This window comes from Piscinibacter sp. HJYY11 (genome assembly GCF_016735515.1).
Taxonomy (GTDB): domain Bacteria; phylum Pseudomonadota; class Gammaproteobacteria; order Burkholderiales; family Burkholderiaceae_C; genus Rhizobacter.
Genome location: NZ_JAERQZ010000001.1, coordinates 3,110,152 through 3,128,568, shown reverse-complemented (window position 1 = coordinate 3,128,568; position 18,417 = coordinate 3,110,152). Strand labels below are relative to the sequence as shown.

The following is an 18,417-nucleotide window of genomic DNA, read 5'->3' as shown; positions in this document are numbered from 1 at the left end:
GCCGGGGTCGTACGCCAGCCAGTGCCTCACAGACCACCTGGAGAACACTGTGCCCCTCAAGACGCCTCCGCGCCGCCACGCTGCTGCTGCGGTCCCTTCCCGTCCCGCCGCCTTGCTGCCGCTGGGAGCGCTCGCCGCCGGCTTCGGCCTCGTCTTGTCGCCTGCAATGGCGCAACAGGCGGCCAGCCCCGCGGCCCCTGCCGCTTCGGCTGCAGCACCTGCGGTGATCGACAGCGGCGGCTCGCTGCCCCAGATCCGGGTGAAGGCGACAGCGGCCGAACCCACGGGCAAGCAGACCTACCAGGCCACCACCACGCGCATCGGCAAGGGCAAGCAGGACCTGCGTGACGTGCCGCAGTCGGTGACGGTGGTGACGGAAAAACTGATCGATGACCGGAACATCGACACGATGAAGGAAGCGCTGAAGCAGACCGCAGGCATTACCTTCCAGGCGGCCGAGGGTGGCGAAGAGGACATCCGCCTGCGCGGCTTCTCGCTTCAGTCCACCGGCGACATCTTCATCGACGGCATGCGCGACCCCGCCTTCTACGAGCGCGACTCCTTCAACTGGGACCGCCTCGAGCTGCTGCGCGGCTCGGCCTCGATGCTCTTCGGCCGCGGCTCCACCGGCGGCGCGGTCAACCAGGTGACCAAGCAGCCACAGCTGTCCAACGACTACCAGGTCAGCACCACCTTCGGCACCGGCAACTACCTGCGCTCCACGCTCGACCTGAACCAGCGCACCGGCGAGACCACCGCCGTGCGCATCAACACGATGCTCACGCAGGCCGACAACTACGGCAACAAGATCGACAACAAGGGCATCGCGCCGACCATCAGGTACGGCATCGGCACGCCCGACGAGGTGTCGGTGGGCCTGTACCACCTGGAGAACAACACCGGCATTCACTACGGCTTGCCGTGGGTGCCGCAGAGCGCGAGTGGCGGTGGCGACTTCATGTGGAAGAACGACCCCAGCAACTACTACGGCCTTGCGAGCGATTACCTGCGCGGCGGCACGACGCAAGGCAACTTGGTGCACACGCACAAGTTCAGCGAGACCAGCGAGTGGCGCACGGCGCTTCGCCTGGCTCGCTACGAGCGTGACCAGCGGGCCAGCACGGTTCGATTCCGTTGCGTGCCGAACAACCTGGGCGTCTTGCCGGCGGGCTGTGCGCAGGCCGTCACCACCGACACCATCAGCGACAGCACCGTGCTCAACCGTGGCTTCCAGGCCAAGATCATGAACATGGACACCGAGTACTTGCAGAGCGACTACTCGGGCAAGTTCAAGTGGGGCGGGCTCGACCACAGCGTGCAGGCAGGTGGGGATTTCGCCCACGAGCAGTTCGAGTCCTTCAGCGCCACCAATCCTGCCGCCCTCGCGAAGCCGACGACCACCGTGGGCACCCCGAACGACGGCGCGTTCGTCAACGAGGACGCAAGAACCGTGAGCCTCAATCGCGAGTTCGACATGAAGGCAGCGGGCGTCTACGTGCAGGACATGATCCAGGTGGCATCGAAATGGAAGGTGCTCGCGGGCCTGCGCCTCGATAAGCTCGACGGCCGATTCCACGCCATCGCGGCGCAAGGGCAGCCCACCACGGGCAACCCTCCGGTGCCGAACCCTTGCTACACCCCGCCGAACAGCTACAGCCAGCGCAGCGACACCCTGTGGAGCAAGCGTTTTGGCGTGATGTACCAGCCGACCGCAACGCAGTCCTATCACTTCTCATACGGTACCTCGTTCAACACCTCGGGCGACACCTACCAGTTCGATCCGGGTACGGTGAACACACCGCCGGAATCGAGCCGCAACATCGAGCTCGGCGCCAAGATCGACAACGCCCGGGGTGACCTGAGCACCCGGTTCGCGATCTTCCATGCCACGAAATACAACGAGCGGAACCGCGACGCCGAGTCGGTCAATGCCTGCAACTACGTGCTGTCGGGCGAACGCCACGCGGTCGGTGCGGAGTTCGACATCATCGGCCGCATCACGCCCGAGTGGGAAGTCTTCGGTTCGTACGCCTTCATCCCGAACGCCAAAGTGGACAGTTCCTCCGGCGCCGCAGGCACTGAACTCGTGGGCTCCCGCCCCGGCCTGACGCCACGCCACAGCGGCACCATCTGGAGCACGTACAAGGTGCTGCCCAAGTGGCGCATCGGCGGCGGCTTGAACGCTCGCAGCGGCGTGATTCCGGTCGGCCGTGCCGCCACCTCGAGCGTTGTCGCCCCGCGCTACATCACCGGCGACTTGATGGCCGAGTTCGAGGCTACTGACGTCGCAACCTTCAAGCTCAACATCACCAACGTGACCGACGAGCACTATGCGGACATGGTCTACCGCGGCCACTACATCCCAGGCAAGCCGCGTACCGTGCAAGTCAACATGACGCTGAAGTTCTGACCCTCCCACCGGCCCTTCGGGGCCGGTGCTCCTCCCACACCAGCAAAGCCATCGCCATGCTCCACCACATCCAGCAGGTCCTGAATCCCGACGAAGTCCGCACTGCCCGTGAGATCCTCGCGCGCGCACCCTGGGGTGATGGCCGGGTGACCGCTGGGGTGCAATCGGCCCTCGCCAAGAACAACGAGCAGCTGCCGCAGGACTGCGCCGAAGCCCGCGCGCTGCAGGAGATCGTGCTGCGCGGCCTCAACCGCCACGCGATCTTCTTCTCGGCGGCGCTGCCGAAGAAGGTCTTCCCGCCGCTCTTCAACCGCTATGGCGGCGCGGCCAACGCCTTCGGCAACCACGTCGACAACGCCATCCGCTACGTGCCGGGCTCGCCGTCGGGCGAACGCGTGCGCACCGACATCAGCTGCACCCTCTTCTTCGCCGACCCCGACGGGTACGACGGCGGCGAGCTGGTGATCGAAGACACCTACGGCAGCAAGCGCGTGAAGCTGCCGGCCGGCGACATGGTGCTCTACCCCGGCACCAGCGTGCACCGCGTCGAGCCGGTGACCCGCGGCCACCGCATCGGCAGCTTCTTCTGGATCGAGAGCATGGTGCGCAGTGACGAGCAGCGCCGCCTGCTGTTCGACATGGACCAGCACCTGATGAGCCTGCGCTCGCGCCACGGCGAAGACGACCCCGCCGTGATCGGCCTCACCGGCACGTACCACAACCTCCTGCGCGCCTGGGCCGACGCCTGAGCCGTAGCTCTCTCCCTCATCGACCCGAAAGGACCGCCATGAAGCGCCACCTCCTCATCGCCACCCTCGCCCTCATCGCCACCGGCGCCGCCCGGGCCCACGGCGACGTGAAGTGCACCACCCCCAAGGCCGAATGGCGCGGCCAGATGGAGCTGCAGTCCAAGCTCGTCAACGAGGGCTGGAAGGTGCGCAAGGTCAAGGTCGAGAACGGCTGCTACGAGGTCTACGGCTTCGACCCGAAGGGCCAGAAGGCCGAGGCCTTCTTCGACCCCAAGACCTTCGAGCCGGTGCTGCCGGCCGGCCAGGCCGCCGCCAAGTGACGCGCTGAGCCGCTCGCCGAACGTTCCTCGATGAAGGTCTGGGACCTCCCCGTCCGTGCCCTGCACCTGGCGCTGATCGCCGGTGTGGCGGGGGCCTGGCTCACCAGCGAGCGGTGGACGCATTGGCACGACGGCGTCGGCTACGCCCCGCTCACGGTGGTGCTGCTGCGGCTCGTGTGGGGTGCGGTGGGCGGTGCCTACGCGCGCTTCGGGGAGTTCGTGCACGGCCCGCGCGAGACCGGCGGCTACCTCGCGGCGCTGCTGCGCGGCCGCGCCGCGCGGCACGTCGGGCACAACCCGCTCGGCGGCTGGATGGTGCTGCTGCTGCTCGGCTGCGTGGCGCTCACCGGCCTCACCGGCTGGCTCTGCACGACCGACCGCTACTGGGGCGACGAGACCATGTTCGCGCTGCACACCACGCTGGCATGGACGCTCGTCGGCCTCGTCGCGCTGCACGTCGGCGGCGTGCTCACGATGAGCTTGCAGCACCGCGAAAACCTCGTCGCATCGATGCTCCACGGGCGAAAACGCGAGCCGCGCGAGGGCGACGTGAGCTGATCGCAGGAGCGCTCTTCGACTCTCCTCGAGGCGCACTCGAGGCACACAAGTGACGCGCAGCGACGACAAAAGCACGCTGCGAAGCGCGTTTGCGCGCGTTTTACCTATGAAAACTGCTTCTCAATGCAGCACTCTCGCAGTAGTATTCGCTCCGCACGTGGACCATGGAGAACCGAGTAGCTCATGCGGCACTCACCCAACACGGGCACATCAACAACTCATTTGATGGAGAAATTCGAAATGGCAACTGCGAAGAAGGCTGCGAAACCCGCAGCAAAAAAGGCCGCTCCGGCCAAGAAGGCGGCAGCGAAGAAGGCCGCCCCGGCGAAGAAGGCGGCACCGGCCAAGAAGGCCGCTCCGGCGAAGAAGGCAGCCGCTAAGAAGGCTGCTCCCGCCAAGAAGGCCGCCAAGGCTCCGGCGAAGAAGCGCACCCCCAACGCCGCCTTCATGAAGGCGATGACCCCGAGCGCAGCACTGGCCGCCATCATTGGCGACAAGCCGGTTCCGCGCACCGAGGTCACGAAGAAGGTGTGGGACTACATCAAGGCGAACAAGCTGCAAGACGCAGCCAAGCGCACGATGATCAACGCTGACGCCAAGCTGAAGGAAATCTTCAAGAAGGGCCAAGTGTCGATGTTCGAGATGACCAAGCTGATCAACGGTCACCTCAAGTAAATCGGCCTCGCGCTGAGAACAAGCCGGTGCAGTGCACCGGCTTTTTTCATTCTGGCGCCTACTTTTCGAGGGCTTGGCCCAGGCCTTCCAGCATGGACGCCACGTTGATCGGCTTCGTCCAGTAGCCGTCGAAGCCGGCGGCGAGTGCCGCGTCGATCTGCGCCTGCATCGCGTCGGCCGAGAGCGCGATGCACTGCAGGCCCGAGGTGCGCGGGTCGGCGCGCAGCGCGCGGATCAGCTCCAGCCCGTTCATGTCGGGCAGGTTCATGTCGATCAGCAGCAGATCGTGGTGCTGAGCGCGGGCCGCCGCGAGGCCGCCCTGGCCGTCTGTGGCGATGTGCAGGTCCCACTGGGGCCGTGACTTGAACACCTCCTGCATCAGCAGCACGTTGAGCGGCTCGTCTTCCACATAGAGCACCTGGCGGTGCGCCGAGGTGGGCTCGGGCGGCAGCGGGTCGCGCGGATCGTTGCGGTGGCGGGTGCCGGTGGGCGCGGTGCCGGCGGGCAGGCTCAGCGTGAAGGTCGAGCCCTTGCCGGGGCGGCTCGCCACCTTCAATTCGCCCCCCATCGATGCCGCCAGCTGCCGCGCGATCACGAGGCCGAGGCCGGTGCCTTCGACTCGCCTCTGCTCCGCGCCCAGGCGGTTGAAGGGCTGGAAGAGGCGCGCCTGCTGCTGCTCGGAGAGGCCCTCGCCTTCGTCGGTGACGGCGACGAACATGTGCTCGTCGCCGCGCGAGAGCGTGACCTTCACCGTGCCGGCGGGCCGGTTGTACTTGATGGCGTTGGACAGCAGGTTGAGCAGCACCTGTTCCACCGCGCGTGCATCGGCCAGTGCCCAGTGGGCGCGGCGCGGGGGCGCCGCGAGGCGCACGCCGGCGCTGTCGGCCACCGGCTGGATGAGCGTGAAGCAGGTCTGCAGCGTGGCGGCCAGGTTGACCGGCGTTCGCTCGAGCGAGAAGTCTTCCTGCTCGATGCGCGCGAGATTGAGCATGTCGTTGATGAGTTCGAGCAGGTGCCGGCCGGCGCGCATCACACTGTCGAGCCGGCGGGCCTGGTCGGGTTCGAGGGGGTGCACACGGTCGATGGCCATCAGCTGGGCGAAACCCAGGATGCCGTTGAGCGGTGTGCGCAATTCGTGGCTCACGCGCGAGAGGAATTCGCTCTTGGCGCGGCTGGCGCGCTCGGCGGCTTCCTTGTCGTGGCGCAGCTGTTCGTGGGCGGCCTGCTGCGTCACGTCGCGGCAGGTGCCGACCATGCCGATCGGTCGCTGCGCCTCGCCGAGCGTGCAGCGGGCGAAGATCTCGAGCATCGCCTCGCTGCCGTCGGGCCGTTGCTGGCGGTAGCGCGCTTCCAGCATGCCGCCGGTCGCGAGCGCATGCTCCAGCCGCGCCTGCACCGCGTAGCGGTCGCTCGGGTGGATGGCGGCCAGCCAGTCGTTGAGCCGGTAGTCGGCCTGCGGGAACCTGAGGCCGTGGTTGGCGCAGGCGCGTGCGTCGAAGCTCATGCGGCCACTGTCGAGGTCGAACTCGGCGATGCCGATGCCGGCCGCCTCGGCCGCCAGGCCCCACCGCTCCTCGCTGCTGCGCAGGGCGAGCTCGGTCTCCTTGCGCGCGGTCACGTCGGAACAGAAGCCGTGCCACAGCGTGCCGCCCTCGGCATGGCGCTCGGGCACCGCCCGCACCTCGATCCATCGCACCGTGCCGCCTCGGATGATGCGGAACTCGCGGTGCCAGGGCCGCAGCGCACGCGATGCGGCGAGCAGGCTCGGCACGAACTCGAGCGCATCGTCCGGGTGCAGCATGCGGCACACCACGTCGAAGTCTCCGCCGTCGCCGTTGCGGGGCGGCTCGGCGCCGAAGAGCTCGCGCGTGGCGTCGCTCGCGTAGGTGTAGAAGGGCGTGCCGTCGCGCTGCATCCACAGCTGGAAGATCACGCCCGGCACCTGGGACGACAGCTTGCGCAGCAGCTCGCCTTGCGCGTGTGTGCGCCGCTCGGCCGCGATGTGCGCCGACACGTCGCGTGCCGTGCCGCGGTAGCCGGCGAACTCGCCGTTCGCGTCGAACACCGGCACCGCACTGCGCGACACCTGCAGCACGCCGCGCGGCGTGGGCTTGTCGGTGATGACGCGCGTGATGGGCTGGCGCCGCTGAAGCAGCGTGTGCAGGCGGCGGTCGCTCCCGAGCGGGTGGCCCAGGCCATCGAGCAAGGGCGTGTCCTCGAGCAGCTGGCCGCGCACCGATGCCGGGGAGAGGCCGGTCACGGCCTCGAAGGTCGACGACACCCAGGTGTAGCGCAGCGAGGCATCGGTTTCCCACATCCAGTCGCCCGAGGCCCGGGCGAAGTCGAGGAGGCGCAGCCGCTCGTCGTCGGCCGGGGGGGTGTTGCGCGGTGCGGCGAGCAGCGCGCTCGCGGCACGGGCCAGTTGCACCAGGCTTGCGCGCTGCGCATCGCTCAAGGTGCGGGGGCGCGAATCGATCACGCACAGCGCGCCCAGCACCTCGCCATCGAGCACCAGCGGCGCGCCCGCATAACCGCGGATGTGCGGCACGCCGGTGACGAAGGGGTTGTGTGCAAACCGGACATCGTGCGCCGCGTCGTGCACCTCGAACACGCCCTCGCTCACCAGCGTGTGGTTGCAGAAGGAGATGGCGCGCGGAATCTCGCGCACCGGCAGGTCGTCCCAGCCGTGCACGGCCTTGATCCATTCGCGTTGTGCGTCGAGCAGGGTGATCGCGGCGATCGGCGTGCCGCAGAGCTCGGCGGCGCACTGCGCGAGAGCGTTGAAGCTTTCTTCGGGCGCAGTGTCGAGGATGCCCGTCGCGTGGAGCCTGGCCAGCCGGTGTGATTCGTCAGCGGGCAGGGGCGCAGGCGGCATGGGGGTGTCGTCGTGGCGCTTTGCGCGACAGGGGGTGGGGCGGGGCTGCGGCAATGTAGTGCAAGCGTCTGCCGCTTGCCAAGGGTGGAACTCCCGCATGCAAGCCCGATGCCGCATTGCTGCGGTGCACCGTGTCGTGTGTCGACGTCGTGAGAAAAGTCGCGCCCACGCGCGCTCAGATCAGCGCAACAGCGGCTTCAGGTAGTGCCCGGTGTGGCTCGCCGGGTTGGCCGCCACGTCTTCCGGCGTGCCGGCCGCGACCACCGTGCCGCCTCCGGCACCGCCCTCGGGGCCCATGTCGATCAACCAGTCAGCTGTCTTGATCACGTCCAGGTTGTGCTCGATCACCACGATGGTGTTGCCCGCGTCGCGCAGCTGGTGCAGCACCTTGAGCAGCAGGTCGATGTCGGCGAAGTGCAGGCCGGTGGTGGGTTCGTCGAGGATGTAGAGCGTGCGGCCGGTGTCGCGCTTGCTGAGCTCGAGCGCGAGCTTCACGCGCTGCGCTTCGCCACCCGAGAGCGTGGTCGCGCTCTGGCCGAGGCGGATGTAGCCCAGGCCCACGTCGAGCAGCGTCTGCAGCTTGCGTGCGATGTTCGGCACGGCGTTGAAGTACGCGTGCGCGTCTTCGACGGTGAGGTTGAGCACCTCGGTGATGTTCTTGCCCTTGTAGAGGACTTCGAGCGTCTCGCGGTTGTAGCGCGCGCCCTGGCACACGTCGCACGGCACGTAGACGTCGGGCAGGAAGTGCATCTCCACCTTCAGCACGCCGTCGCCCTGGCAGGCCTCGCAGCGGCCGCCGGCCACGTTGAAGCTGAAGCGCCCCGGACCATAGCCACGCTCGCGGGCGGTGGGCACTTCGGCAAAGAGCTCGCGGATGGGCGTGAAGAGCCCGGTGTAGGTGGCCGGGTTGCTGCGCGGTGTTCGCCCGATCGGGCTCTGGTCGACGCTGATTACCTTGTCGAAGAGGTCCAGCCCTTCGATGGCGTCATGCGGCTCCGGCTCGGCGTGGCTGTTGTACAGGTTGCGCGCCACAGCGGCGTACAAGGTGTCGTTGACGAGCGTCGACTTGCCCGAGCCCGACACGCCCGTCACGCAGGTCAGCAGGCCGACCGGGATCTCGGCGGTGACGCCCTTCAGGTTGTTGCCGCGCGCGTTGACGATGCGCAGCACCTGGGGTTCCGCCATGTCCTCGATGCGGCGGCGTTTCTTCGGCACCGGAATCTTCAGCACGCCGGCGAGGTAGCGGCCGGTGAGCGACTCGGCGCTCGCGGCCACGTCGGCCGGCGTGCCCTGCGCAATGACCTGGCCGCCGTGCACGCCGGCGCCGGGGCCCATGTCGACCACGTAGTCGGCGGCGCGGATCGCGTCTTCGTCATGCTCGACGACGAGCACCGAGTTGCCGATGTCGCGCAGGTGGCGCAGGGTGCCGATGAGGCGGTCGTTGTCGCGCTGGTGCAGGCCGATGCTCGGTTCGTCGAGCACGTACATCACGCCGGTCAGGCCCGAGCCGATCTGCGAGGCGAGGCGGATGCGCTGCGCTTCGCCGCCCGAGAGCGTGTCGGCGCTGCGGTCCAGGCTCAGGTAGTTGAGGCCGACGTCGTTGAGGAACTTGAGGCGCGAGCGGATCTCGCGGATCACCTTGTCGGCGATCTCGGCTTTCGCGCCCTTCAGCTTCAGCTGCTCGAAGTAGGCGAGGCATTCGCGCAGCGTCTGGTGCTCGATGCGGTAGATCGGCTCCCCCTGGGCATCGCCTTCACCTTGCAGGAACACATGGCGCGCCTCGGTGCGCAGGCGCGTGCCTTCGCAGGCGGGGCAGGGCTTGGCCGCCTGGTAGCGCGCGAGGTCCTCGCGCACCGCGGCGGAGTCGGTCTCCTTGTAGCGCCGCTCCAGCGTCGGGATGATCCCTTCGAAGGGGTGCTTGCGCTTGACGCTGCGCGTCTTGCCCTTGGGGCCGTCGGCCTCGTAGGTGAAGCTGATCTCTTCCTCGCCCGAGCCGTACAGCAGCACCTCGCGTGCCTTCTTCGGCAGCTCTTCGAAGGGCGTGTCGATGTCGAACTTGTAGTGCTTGGCCACGCTCTCAAGCAGCGAGAAGGTGTAGCCGTTGCGGCGGTCCCAGCCTTTCACCGCGCCGCTGGCGAGGCTGAGCGACGGGAAGGCGACCACACGTTCCGCGTCGAACGCCGTCACCTGGCCCAGGCCGTCGCAGCTCGGGCAGGCGCCCACCGGCGAATTGAACGAGAAGAGGCGCGGCTCCAGTTCGCTCAGGCTGTAGCTGCAGACGGGGCAGGCGAAGCGGTTGGAGAAGAGGTGCTCCTTGCCGCTGTCCATCTCGAGCGCGATCGCGCGGCCTTCGGCGTTGCGCAGCGCGGCTTCGAAGCTTTCGGCCAGGCGCTGTTGCAGGCCGTCCTGCACCTTCACGCGGTCGACCACGATGTCGATGTCGTGCTTCTCGGCCTTCTTGAGCTTGGGCACGTCGGTCGCGTCGTAGGTCGTGCCGTCGATGCGGAAGCGCACGTAGCCCTGGGCCTGCCAGTCGGCAAACGCGTCGGCGAACTCGCCCTTGCGGTCGCGCACCACCGGGGCCAGCACCATCAGCTTGGTGCCCTCGGGCAACGCAAGTGCGGTGTCGACCATCTGGCTCACGCTCTGCGCCTGCAGCGGCAGGTTGTGGTTGGGGCAGAAGGGCGTGCCGGCGCGTGCGTAGAGCAGGCGCAGGTAGTCGTGGATCTCGGTGACGGTGCCGACCGTCGAGCGCGGGTTGTGGCTCGTCGCCTTCTGCTCGATGCTGATCGCCGGCGACAGGCCTTCGATCACGTCGACGTCGGGCTTGTCCATCAGCTGCAGGAACTGCCGCGCATACGCGGAGAGGCTCTCGACGTAGCGCCGCTGGCCTTCGGCATAAAGCGTGTCGAACGCGAGGCTCGACTTGCCCGAGCCCGACAGCCCGGTGATCACCACCAGCTGGTTGCGCGGGATGTCGAGGTCGATGTTCTTGAGGTTGTGGGTGCGGGCGCCACGCACCCGCAGCATCGGGGCCTCGATCGAGGCTTCAGGCGAAGTGGGGGGGCGGCGGGCGGGCATCGGGCGGCGGGGAAACGGAAGATGATAGCGAGGCACGATGCCCTCGCCGCTGACACCTGTCGCCATGGGACCGAGGCCGTCGGCCAAAAAAAAGGGGCGCACCCGCGAGGGCCGCCCCTTCGGGCCGGCGACGCGCCGGCCTTCTAGCGTCGTGGTATGTCAGATGTTCGGGCAGTAGGTGATAGGTCCGCTGAGGGTCTGGGTCGGGGCACCCGGAGGCGTGGCAACCCAGATGTTGGGCGCACTGGTGGCGTTGACCGAGATGTTGCAGTCGGAATCGACCGCGATGTCGAACGCATGCCAGTAGTCGTTGAAGCCCTCACCTGCGGGCGGCGTGAAGATGCGCGTATGGCCTCCTGCCGTGATTTCGATCCGCACCGGGGAGCCTGTCATGGCAGGCGTGTAGGTGCGAGAGTAGTTGGCGACGTAGTAGCGGTAGATCCCCCCGCGCACGACCTGGCGCACGCTGACGATCTCAGGCCCGTTCGAGTCGGTGTCGTCGTGGTCGAGGGCCGCGTACGGCAGGCTTGGCAGCGAGCCCAGGTTGAGGTACGAAACGTGCGTGCCGTGGGGTGTGATCAGGTGCGAGTCCACATCCAGCGGGTGGGTCCCCCAGGTCAGCCGGATGCTGATGGCGTCGGCGAGAACCAGGCACCCTGCGCTAATGGTTTGGGGCAACTTTTCCGTCTCGATTTCCAGGTAGTTCGAGATGCGTCGGCCCCAGCGAGCGGACAGGATGGACTCGGCATCGGCTCGCATGGCAATGGAGAAGTTGCCGTTGCTGTCGGTGAGGGTGCTGGTCATGCCGGAGTAGTTCACGCCTTCGGATTCGACGCGAGCACGGCTCACACGCTCGCCCAGGGTGTTCACCACGCAACCGGTTACCTGCACGGTGTCCGGCAGGGTGCCGGCCACCCAGGTGCCGCTCCGTGTGACAGTGCCGGCGTAGTACTGGTTCGGCCCGACACCGGTCAGGGTGGCCGTGCCCTCGTTGACCCAGAAGCCGGTCGTTGGCTCGAACCGGAACAACCCGGCGACCGGAGGACGGTTCGCCGAGCGTGTCGAAACGGGAATGCGCAGGGTGGCGTTCTGACCGGGGGCGATGTCATACGAGCCGCCGGTCCCGTCGGTGATCACCACCGACATTGCGCCATGCACCTGGAGCCAAGTGTTGGCCGACACGCGATAGTCGCCGGTCAGCAGGGTGGGGTCCTGGGCCACGTTGATCGGCGTGACTTGCACGCTAACCGCCGTGGACGGAGCCGCTCCGCCGCTGGTGACGATCGCGTTGGCAGGGAAGTTCACCTGGGCGGTGGCGCTCGATATGACGGTGCCTCCGACGGCAGCGTCGACGCTCTGCGTGGTGGCGACCGGCGTGAGCTGCACGGGCACGACGGTGTCGATGTTGTTGACCGATGCGGTGTAGCGCACGTTGGGGATGTAGCCGGGCGCCGAGAGCGTGACCGCGAGGCGATCGGTCTGCGTCACGTTCAGGAACGAGAACGCACCATCCGTTCCGGTGCTCTGCGTGTTGCCTCCCACTGTCACGGTGGCGCCGACCACGGGCTGGCCGCTGGCGGACGACAGGGTTCGGCTGCTCACGCTGCCCGGGTCCTGCGGGGGAGGCGGCGGCGGGGGCGGCGGGGGCGGGGGCGGGGGCGGGGGAGGTGGTTGGACGTACGGCGTGCCGCCACCGCCTCCGCCGTCGCCTCCCCCGCCGCCGCAGGCGGCCAGCACGGCCGAGAAGGCCACGGCGACGAGGAGCGCGCGACTGACGGCGTGGCCCGTCGCGGCGTGGGGAGTACGGTTGTGATTCAAGAGGCCTCCGGTGGCGATGCGTTCGAACACGGCCATGACCTGCAGCGCGATGCTGCGGGGTCACGGAACACGATGTCTTGGCGCACCCCCCGGCTGCGACGGCCACGGCGGGGCGAACATGGATCGCCAGGGTGGGTGCCTTGCACCTCACTCGGCATAGGTCCGGAAGTTGTTCCCCCCTTGCTTCCTTTCGGAAGCATTCGCTGATGCCCTCTTATTTGAGCGGGTGCACGGCGACAGGCGGCAATATAACCAAGACCCTGCCGATCGGCCGCGGGCGACGGAGAGAAAGTCACCCTCGACCGAGGGGCGAGGGGGGATTCCCCCCAGCGTTTGCGGGGGGCGTACAACACGAGGCCTCTCCACGGCCTTGTCGCGTGTTTGCCGCTTCGTTGTCGTTTTGCGCAATGAATCTGTTCGCGCCGGCAATGGCCGCGTGCGGGCGAAGGCGGTGCAATGGCGGCTCCTCTTTACCCTGGAGCCGCCATGACAGGCACCCCCGAGACGCATGGAGACAACACGCACGCAGACGACCCGCTTGACGACTTCGACCGCCGCCCCATCACGCTCGACGGTGCGACGAAGGTGGTGCATGTGAGCGGCTGTGGGCCGTCGGTGATCGTGATGACCGAGATGCCCGGCATCAGCCCGCACGTGGCGCGCTTCGCGCGCTGGGTGCGCGACGCCGGCTTCACCGTCTACATGCCCTCGCTCTTTGGCCGCGATGGCGCGGTCCCGCTGGCCGAGGAGGGCAAGGCGGTGTTCCAGCGGGCCTGCGTCAGTGCCGAGTTCCGTGCGCTGGCGGCCAACGTGTCGAGCCCCGTGACGCAGTGGCTGAGGTCCCTGGCGCGCCTTGCGCATCAGGAATGTGGTGGCCCGGGTGTGGGCGCGATCGGCATGTGCTTCACCGGCAACTTCGCGCTCACGATGATGCTGGAGCCGGCGGTGCTTGCGCCGGTGCTGTGCCAGCCTTCGCTCCCCTTGAACGACCCCGCCGGGCTGGAGATCTCGCCCGACGACCTGCGCGCTGTGAACGAGCGCCTGGTGCGCGACGACCTGACGGTGATGGCCTATCGCTTCGCCGGCGACAAGGTGTGCACGGCGCAGCGGTTCGCCGCCTACGAGCAGGCGCTCGGCCAGCGCTTCGTCGCGCGTGTGCTGCCCGACAGCGCGGCCCACCCGGAGCCGCCGCCCTTCTTCAAGCGCTACGTGCCGACGCCGCACAGCGTGGTCACGGCACACCTGATCGACGAAGCGGGGCAGCCGACGATCGCGGCACGCGACGAGATCCTCGCGTTCTTCGCGTCGCGCCTCGCGGCATGACGCGGCTCAGGGCGCAGCGCTGTCGAGGGCGCTGCGCAACGCAGCGAGCGCGTCGGCCTGCAGTTCGACCTGCCAGGCGCTCTGGCCGCGGTCCCACAGCACGCCCTGCTCGGTGAGCTGGAAGCGGTGCTGCACCTGGCCATCGCGCAACAGCACCAGCTCGCGGCCGAGCGGTGCGGCCTCGTCGCGTGCCTGGCGCGCTTGCCAGCGGTTGCCGGCGGTGGCGTCGAGTTGCGCAAGCCAGGCGGTGAGCGCCTCGGTGAGCGGCTGGGCCGTGCCGCCGCGCTGCCACGCCCAGCGCGCAGGTTCCGCGGCGACGGCGGCGCGCACGCTGGCCACGCGCGTGTAGGCCTCCGACTCGCGCTGCAGCCGTGATTCATTGAGCTGCAGCCTGGCCGCGGCGCGGCGTTCCTGGGCCTCGGCCGGAGCCGGGCCGCTGAGCTCGCGCTTTTGTTCTTCGGAGCGGGCCTTGGCCAACGCCTCGGCTTTCTCGGCGAATGCGGGCGGAGGCGCTGCGGCGGTCGCAGGGGCGGGGGCTGGCGGAGGCACGGGCGCTGGCGCCGCGGTGTCCTGCTGGGGCGAAGCGGGCGCCGCATCGCTGCGCGCAGGAGCAGCCGTGCCCGGTGTCGCCGTGCGCGGCGCTTCGGCGGCCTTCTTGCGCGCGGGCTCGGGCTTGGGCGCGGCGGTCGTGGTGTCGGCCGGCGGGCGAGCCGGGACGACGGCCGGGGCGGCAGGTGCCTGCGGTGCCGCGGCACCTTCCGCCTGCGGCGCGGCCGCGGGCACGGGGCTGCGCGGCATGGCGTCCTCCATCGGTTCGTCCCACCACATCAGGCCGACCAGCACGGCGGCCATCACGCCCGCGAAGCCGGTGGCGACGGCGGGGCGGGCGAGCCAGTCCCACACGCGCTGTGGCCAACCGGGGGCGGACGTAGCCGTGGCGGGCTGCGGGTCGCGGGCCTTGGCACGCGCTTCCTTCAGGATCAGCTCGCTGAGCGCGGGCGGCGCCTGCAGCTGTGCGTCGGGCGCATGGCGCAGCGCTTCGCGCAGATGCGGGTCGCGTGGTGTGTCGTGCATGTCGTCGTGCCCGCTCATCGCGCTTCCCCTTGCTGCAATGGCGCGAGGTAGGCGCCCATGCAGACCCGCAGCTTGCTCATCGCGTAACGCAAGCGCGTCTTCGCCGTTTCGAAGCCGACCTCGAGCGCGCGGGCGACCTCGGCCAGCGGGAGTTCGTCGTCGTGGTGCAGCAGGAAGGCACTGCGCTGAGCCAGCGGCAGTTCATCGAGGCAACGCAAGAGCCGCTCGCCGGCGCGGCGCCAGAACGCCAGCTCCTCGCTGTGCGGTGCCGGGCTCCTGGCCTGTGGCCACTGCGACCAGGCGGCATCGCCCTCGGGCTCCCAGGGGGTGTCGTCGTCGGTCGTCACCGACACCTCGCGGCCGCTGCGTCGCCAGATGTCGATCACCCGGTGGTGCGCCAGCGTGAAGAGCCAGGTGCGGAAGGTGGCGCCTTGCGGCGCCCACTGCATGCGCGCGTTGACCACCTTGAGCCAGGTGTCCTGGAACACCTCGTCGGCCTGCGCCGCGAGCGCGGGGCCGAGCAGGCGCCGCACGAAACGGTACAGCCCGGCCTGGTGGCGTGCGTACAGGCGCTCGAAGGCCGCGGCGTCGCCGCGCGCATAGGCGTTCATCAGCTCGTCGTCGGTCGGTTCGAGCGCACTCATCGGCGTGGGAGTCTGCCTCATCTGACGGTGATACGGGCGAGGGGTGCCGGTGGGGTGGTGCGTGGCGCCAAAACTTTTTTCACCCCATCGGACGGGCTGGTGCGTGTCAGCCGAGGTGACCTCTTCACCTTTCAAGGAGACTTCGATGCGCACGACCCCTTTTCCCCGCCGCGCACTGTGGCCGGCGGCGCTGATGAGCCTGTTGCTGATGGCCTGCGGCGCCACCTCGGCCGAGCGCGAGGCCTGGCCGCCGGTCTGGCAGGACACCCCCGTGTGGCAGCCCGACGATGCGCCGCCGACGTTCAGCCCGCCCTCGGCCACCCATTGCCGGCGCCTGCCGGTGATGCGCGAGGTGCCGGGTGGCGGTGGCGTGCAACAAGGCCGGGATGCGCGGCGGCATGAACGCGACGCGTATGCCTCGCGCGCCGACGGCGCACTCGCCAAGCGGCGTGAGTCGGCGGATGCCTCGATGGCGGAAGAGAAGGCCGCCGCCCCGGCCGCACCGGCCGTGTCGTCGCGCAACGCCGATGCCAGCGCAGGACCGTCGGCCCCCGCCTTCGCGCCCCCACCGTGGCCACAACCGCAGTCCCGGCCCCCGCTGCCGCGCCCCCACCCCCCGGTGGTGACCGCCGGCATGGTCGACGACAACGCCGACTTCGGCGAGTACCTCGCCTACCGCCAGCGCCATGCGGGCCTGCCGGTGCGCGACCGCGACATCAGCGAGCGCTACCTGCTTGAAGTCGTCGACACCAATGGCCAGCCGGTGCACGACGCCGAGGTCGCCGTGCAGCGCCCCGGCGTGGCGCAGCCGGTGATGTGGGCTCGCACCGACACCGCCGGCCGCGTGTGGCTGCACCCGCGCGCGTTCATGCCGTACAGCGGTGGTGACGAGCGCACGCTTGGCGTCGCCGTGCGCAAGGGCCCGATGCAAAGTCGCGCGCTGCTGATGCGAGGTCAGTCGAACGCGGTGCAGGTGCGCCTGGGTGCGGTGGCCGCACAGCCGGTGCGCCTCGACCTCGTCTTCCTCATCGACGCCACCGGCTCGATGGGCGACGAGATCGCCAAGCTCAAGGCCTCGATGCGTGCGATGGCGCAGCAGATCGCGCAGCTGCCCGGGCAGCCCGACATCTGCTGGGGCCTGGTGAGCTACCGCGACCGTGGCGACGCGTACCTCACGCGCACGCACGACTTCACCGACGACCTCGGCACCTTCCAGCAGCAACTCGCGAGCGTGCAGGCGCATGGTGGCGGCGACACGCCCGAGGCGCTGAACGAGGCGCTGCACGAAGCCGTGCACCGCATGAGCTGGCGCCAGCAGGCGGCGCGCATGGTGGTGCTGGTGGCCGATGCGCCGCCGCATCTCGACTACGGCGGCCCGCAGTACGACCGCGACATGCAGGCCGCGCTCGCCAAGGGCATCAAGCTCTTCGCGGTGGGCGCGAGCGGGCTCGACCCGGTCGGCGAATACATCTACCGCCAGATGGCGCAGTACACCGCGGGCCGTTTCGTCTTCCTCACCTACCGCGATGCGCACAACCCGGGCAGCGGCCCCGGCACGCAGACGCCTCACGACGTGAAGCAGTACTCGGTGCAGACGCTCGACCGCCTGGTCGTGCGCCTGGTGAGCGAGGAGCTCGCGCGGCTGAAGCGCAGCTGATCAGTTCAGGAAGGGCTGCAGCACCTGCATCTGCGGCTTGTCGACCCCGTTCACCGGCTGCAGGCTGAACGGGTCGTTGCTGGCCCAGGCGCCGGCGAGCCAGTAGCTCCAGCCCACCCACACGTCGCTGTTCGCCTGCATGAAGGCCAGCATGCCGTTGAGGGCCAGCTTGCAGGTGTCGGTGTTGGCGGCGGCGAATTCGCCGAGCAGGCCGCGCTTGCCATTGGCACGCAGCCAGTCGGTGAACACCTGCAGGCGTTGCGCACCGATGGTCGCGCTCACGCAGTGGGTGGTGGTGCCCGAGCTGTCGGTGTCGAGGTACTGGTGCACCTCGAAGACCAGGTTGTTGCGGCTGTCGGTGATCTGCAGCATGGCCTGCGCGTTGGGCGTGCCGTAGAAGTTGGACGTCCAGCTGTAGGCGCCCGACCAGGCGTTGCCCGGCACGGCGATGGTGTTGGTGGCCCCGGCGGCGCGGATGCGGCGGATGGCATCGTTCGCCGCGCCCACCCAGTTCTCCGTGGTCATGCCGTAGGGCTCGTTCATCAGGCCGAAGATCACCTTGGGGTTGTTCTTGAACGTGCCGGCCAGGCGGTACCAGAAGTCGCCGAAGGCGTTGTGCGGCACGCCGGTCGAGCCGATCACCTGCTGGCGGTAGCGGCCGTAGTTGTGCGGGTCGATCAGCACCGTGATGCCCTTGGCGGTCGTGCTGTTGACGAAGCTCACGAGGCGCTGCAGCTCGGTCTGGTTGAGCGGCTGGTACAGCGTGGGCTGCACGCGTTCCCACAGGAAGGGCAGGCGGATCAGGTTCATGCCCTTGGACTGAAAGTAGTCCACGGCCGCGGTGCTTGGGTAGAAGTATTCGTAGCCATAGCGGCCCGGCACCTGGGTGCTGTTGTATTCCGCACCCGAGAGGTTGACGCCGCGCCAGCGCAGGCCCGGTGTGGTGAGCTCGGCCGTTTCGGTGGGCGCGGACGCCGAGGCAGCGGGGGCTGCGGTGGTGTCGGAGGGAGTGGCCTCTTGTCCACCTCCGCCGCCGCCGCAGGCGCCGAGCGTGAGGGAGGCGCACAGCGCCAGGGTGGACAGAAGGGACGAGGGGATGAAGGCGCCGGAGCGGGCGCCGGTGTGGGGTACTGCTTGAGACATGGAGAAATTGTCGGAAGCCGCGGCCTCGGCTGTAGTGAGGCCTGGTAAGGCTTTGTGCGTGACGCAGTTGGCACGCCGATGTGCACACCG

13 protein-coding genes are annotated in these 18,417 nt (G+C 68.8%); 7 read left to right on the top strand and 6 right to left on the bottom strand.

All coding sequences use genetic code 11. The annotated features are described in order from the left end of the window. Positions 1-49: 49 nt before the first annotated feature. From JI745_RS14545 to JI745_RS14525, 5 genes are all read left to right on the top strand, one after another. The gene (locus JI745_RS14545) at positions 50-2,410 is read left to right on the top strand and encodes a TonB-dependent receptor domain-containing protein (protein ID WP_310738633.1); all 2,361 of its coding nucleotides are present in this window, start codon (positions 50-52) and stop codon (positions 2,408-2,410) included. Between the two features lie 56 nt (positions 2,411-2,466). Beyond that, the gene (locus JI745_RS14540; protein WP_201808147.1) at positions 2,467-3,159 is read left to right on the top strand and encodes a Fe2+-dependent dioxygenase; all 693 of its coding nucleotides are present in this window, start codon (positions 2,467-2,469) and stop codon (positions 3,157-3,159) included. Between the two features lie 38 nt (positions 3,160-3,197). Then, positions 3,198-3,479, top strand: a complete 282-nt coding sequence (locus JI745_RS14535; protein ID WP_201808145.1) for a PepSY domain-containing protein — start codon at positions 3,198-3,200, stop codon at positions 3,477-3,479. A gap of 30 nt (positions 3,480-3,509) precedes the next feature. Then, a complete protein-coding gene (locus tag JI745_RS14530) occupies positions 3,510-4,037 on the top strand; it encodes a cytochrome b/b6 domain-containing protein (protein ID WP_201808143.1) in 528 nt (175 codons plus the stop codon). Positions 4,038-4,277: 240 nt separating this feature from the next. Further along, positions 4,278-4,712 (top strand): SWIB/MDM2 domain-containing protein, encoded by a 435-nt coding sequence (locus JI745_RS14525; RefSeq protein ID WP_201808141.1) that lies wholly within the window; start codon positions 4,278-4,280, stop codon positions 4,710-4,712. Positions 4,713-4,770: 58 nt separating this feature from the next. Here the strand turns inward: JI745_RS14525 and JI745_RS14520 are convergent, their stop codons facing one another. The 3 genes from JI745_RS14520 to JI745_RS14510 all read right to left on the bottom strand — a co-directional run bounded on the left by JI745_RS14520 (position 4,771) and on the right by JI745_RS14510 (position 12,270). Next, entirely contained in the window at positions 4,771-7,587 is a 2,817-nt protein-coding gene (locus JI745_RS14520; RefSeq protein WP_201808140.1) for an ATP-binding protein, read from the bottom strand. A 180-nt stretch (positions 7,588-7,767) separates the two neighbouring features. Then, positions 7,768-10,668: an excinuclease ABC subunit UvrA gene (gene uvrA, locus JI745_RS14515; protein WP_201808131.1), complete on the bottom strand. Its 2,901-nt coding sequence runs from the start codon at positions 10,666-10,668 to the stop codon at positions 7,768-7,770. 159 nt (positions 10,669-10,827) lie between these two features. Further along, positions 10,828-12,270 (bottom strand): hypothetical protein, encoded by a 1,443-nt coding sequence (locus JI745_RS14510; RefSeq protein WP_201808123.1) that lies wholly within the window; start codon positions 12,268-12,270, stop codon positions 10,828-10,830. A 702-nt stretch (positions 12,271-12,972) separates the two neighbouring features. Between JI745_RS14510 and JI745_RS14505 the strand changes: the two genes are divergently transcribed. Continuing rightward, entirely contained in the window at positions 12,973-13,809 is an 837-nt protein-coding gene (locus JI745_RS14505) for a dienelactone hydrolase family protein (protein ID WP_201808121.1), read from the top strand. A gap of 6 nt (positions 13,810-13,815) precedes the next feature. On the opposite strand, the gene JI745_RS14500 is transcribed toward JI745_RS14505, so the two are convergent. Together JI745_RS14500 and JI745_RS14495 are read right to left on the bottom strand one after the other, a co-directional pair. Continuing rightward, positions 13,816-14,901, bottom strand: coding sequence for a hypothetical protein (locus tag JI745_RS14500; protein ID WP_201808119.1), 1,086 nt, complete (start codon positions 14,899-14,901; stop codon positions 13,816-13,818). Next, positions 14,898-15,527, bottom strand: coding sequence for a sigma-70 family RNA polymerase sigma factor (locus JI745_RS14495; RefSeq protein ID WP_236674999.1), 630 nt, complete (start codon positions 15,525-15,527; stop codon positions 14,898-14,900). The genes JI745_RS14500 and JI745_RS14495 overlap by 4 nt, the downstream gene beginning before the upstream one ends. Positions 15,528-15,672: 145 nt before the next feature. On the opposite strand from JI745_RS14495, the gene JI745_RS14490 reads away from it, so the two are divergent. Next, positions 15,673-17,184, top strand: coding sequence for a VWA domain-containing protein (locus JI745_RS14490; RefSeq protein WP_201808115.1), 1,512 nt, complete (start codon positions 15,673-15,675; stop codon positions 17,182-17,184). Here JI745_RS14490 and JI745_RS14485 read toward each other — a convergent pair whose 3' ends face one another. Then, positions 17,185-18,327, bottom strand: coding sequence for a glycoside hydrolase family 5 protein (locus tag JI745_RS14485; protein WP_201808113.1), 1,143 nt, complete (start codon positions 18,325-18,327; stop codon positions 17,185-17,187). Positions 18,328-18,417 lie beyond the last annotated feature (90 nt).

Excerpts from the sequence above, each read along its gene's own strand:
- JI745_RS14540 (WP_201808147.1), top strand. The coding sequence starts at position 2,467 with ATGCTCCACCACATCCAGCAGGTCCTGAATCCCGACGAAGTCCGCACT.
- JI745_RS14535 (WP_201808145.1), top strand. The coding sequence starts at position 3,198 with ATGAAGCGCCACCTCCTCATCGCCACCCTCGCCCTCATCGCCACCGGC.
- JI745_RS14530 (WP_201808143.1), top strand. The coding sequence starts at position 3,510 with ATGAAGGTCTGGGACCTCCCCGTCCGTGCCCTGCACCTGGCGCTGATC.
- JI745_RS14525 (WP_201808141.1), top strand. The coding sequence starts at position 4,278 with ATGGCAACTGCGAAGAAGGCTGCGAAACCCGCAGCAAAAAAGGCCGCT.
- JI745_RS14520 (WP_201808140.1), bottom strand. The coding sequence starts at position 7,587 with ATGCCGCCTGCGCCCCTGCCCGCTGACGAATCACACCGGCTGGCCAGG.
- uvrA (WP_201808131.1), bottom strand. The coding sequence starts at position 10,668 with ATGCCCGCCCGCCGCCCCCCCACTTCGCCTGAAGCCTCGATCGAGGCC.
- JI745_RS14505 (WP_201808121.1), top strand. The coding sequence starts at position 12,973 with ATGACAGGCACCCCCGAGACGCATGGAGACAACACGCACGCAGACGAC.
- JI745_RS14500 (WP_201808119.1), bottom strand. The coding sequence starts at position 14,901 with ATGAGCGGGCACGACGACATGCACGACACACCACGCGACCCGCATCTG.
- JI745_RS14495 (WP_236674999.1), bottom strand. The coding sequence starts at position 15,527 with ATGAGTGCGCTCGAACCGACCGACGACGAGCTGATGAACGCCTATGCG.
- JI745_RS14490 (WP_201808115.1), top strand. The coding sequence starts at position 15,673 with ATGCGCACGACCCCTTTTCCCCGCCGCGCACTGTGGCCGGCGGCGCTG.
- JI745_RS14485 (WP_201808113.1), bottom strand. The coding sequence starts at position 18,327 with ATGTCTCAAGCAGTACCCCACACCGGCGCCCGCTCCGGCGCCTTCATC.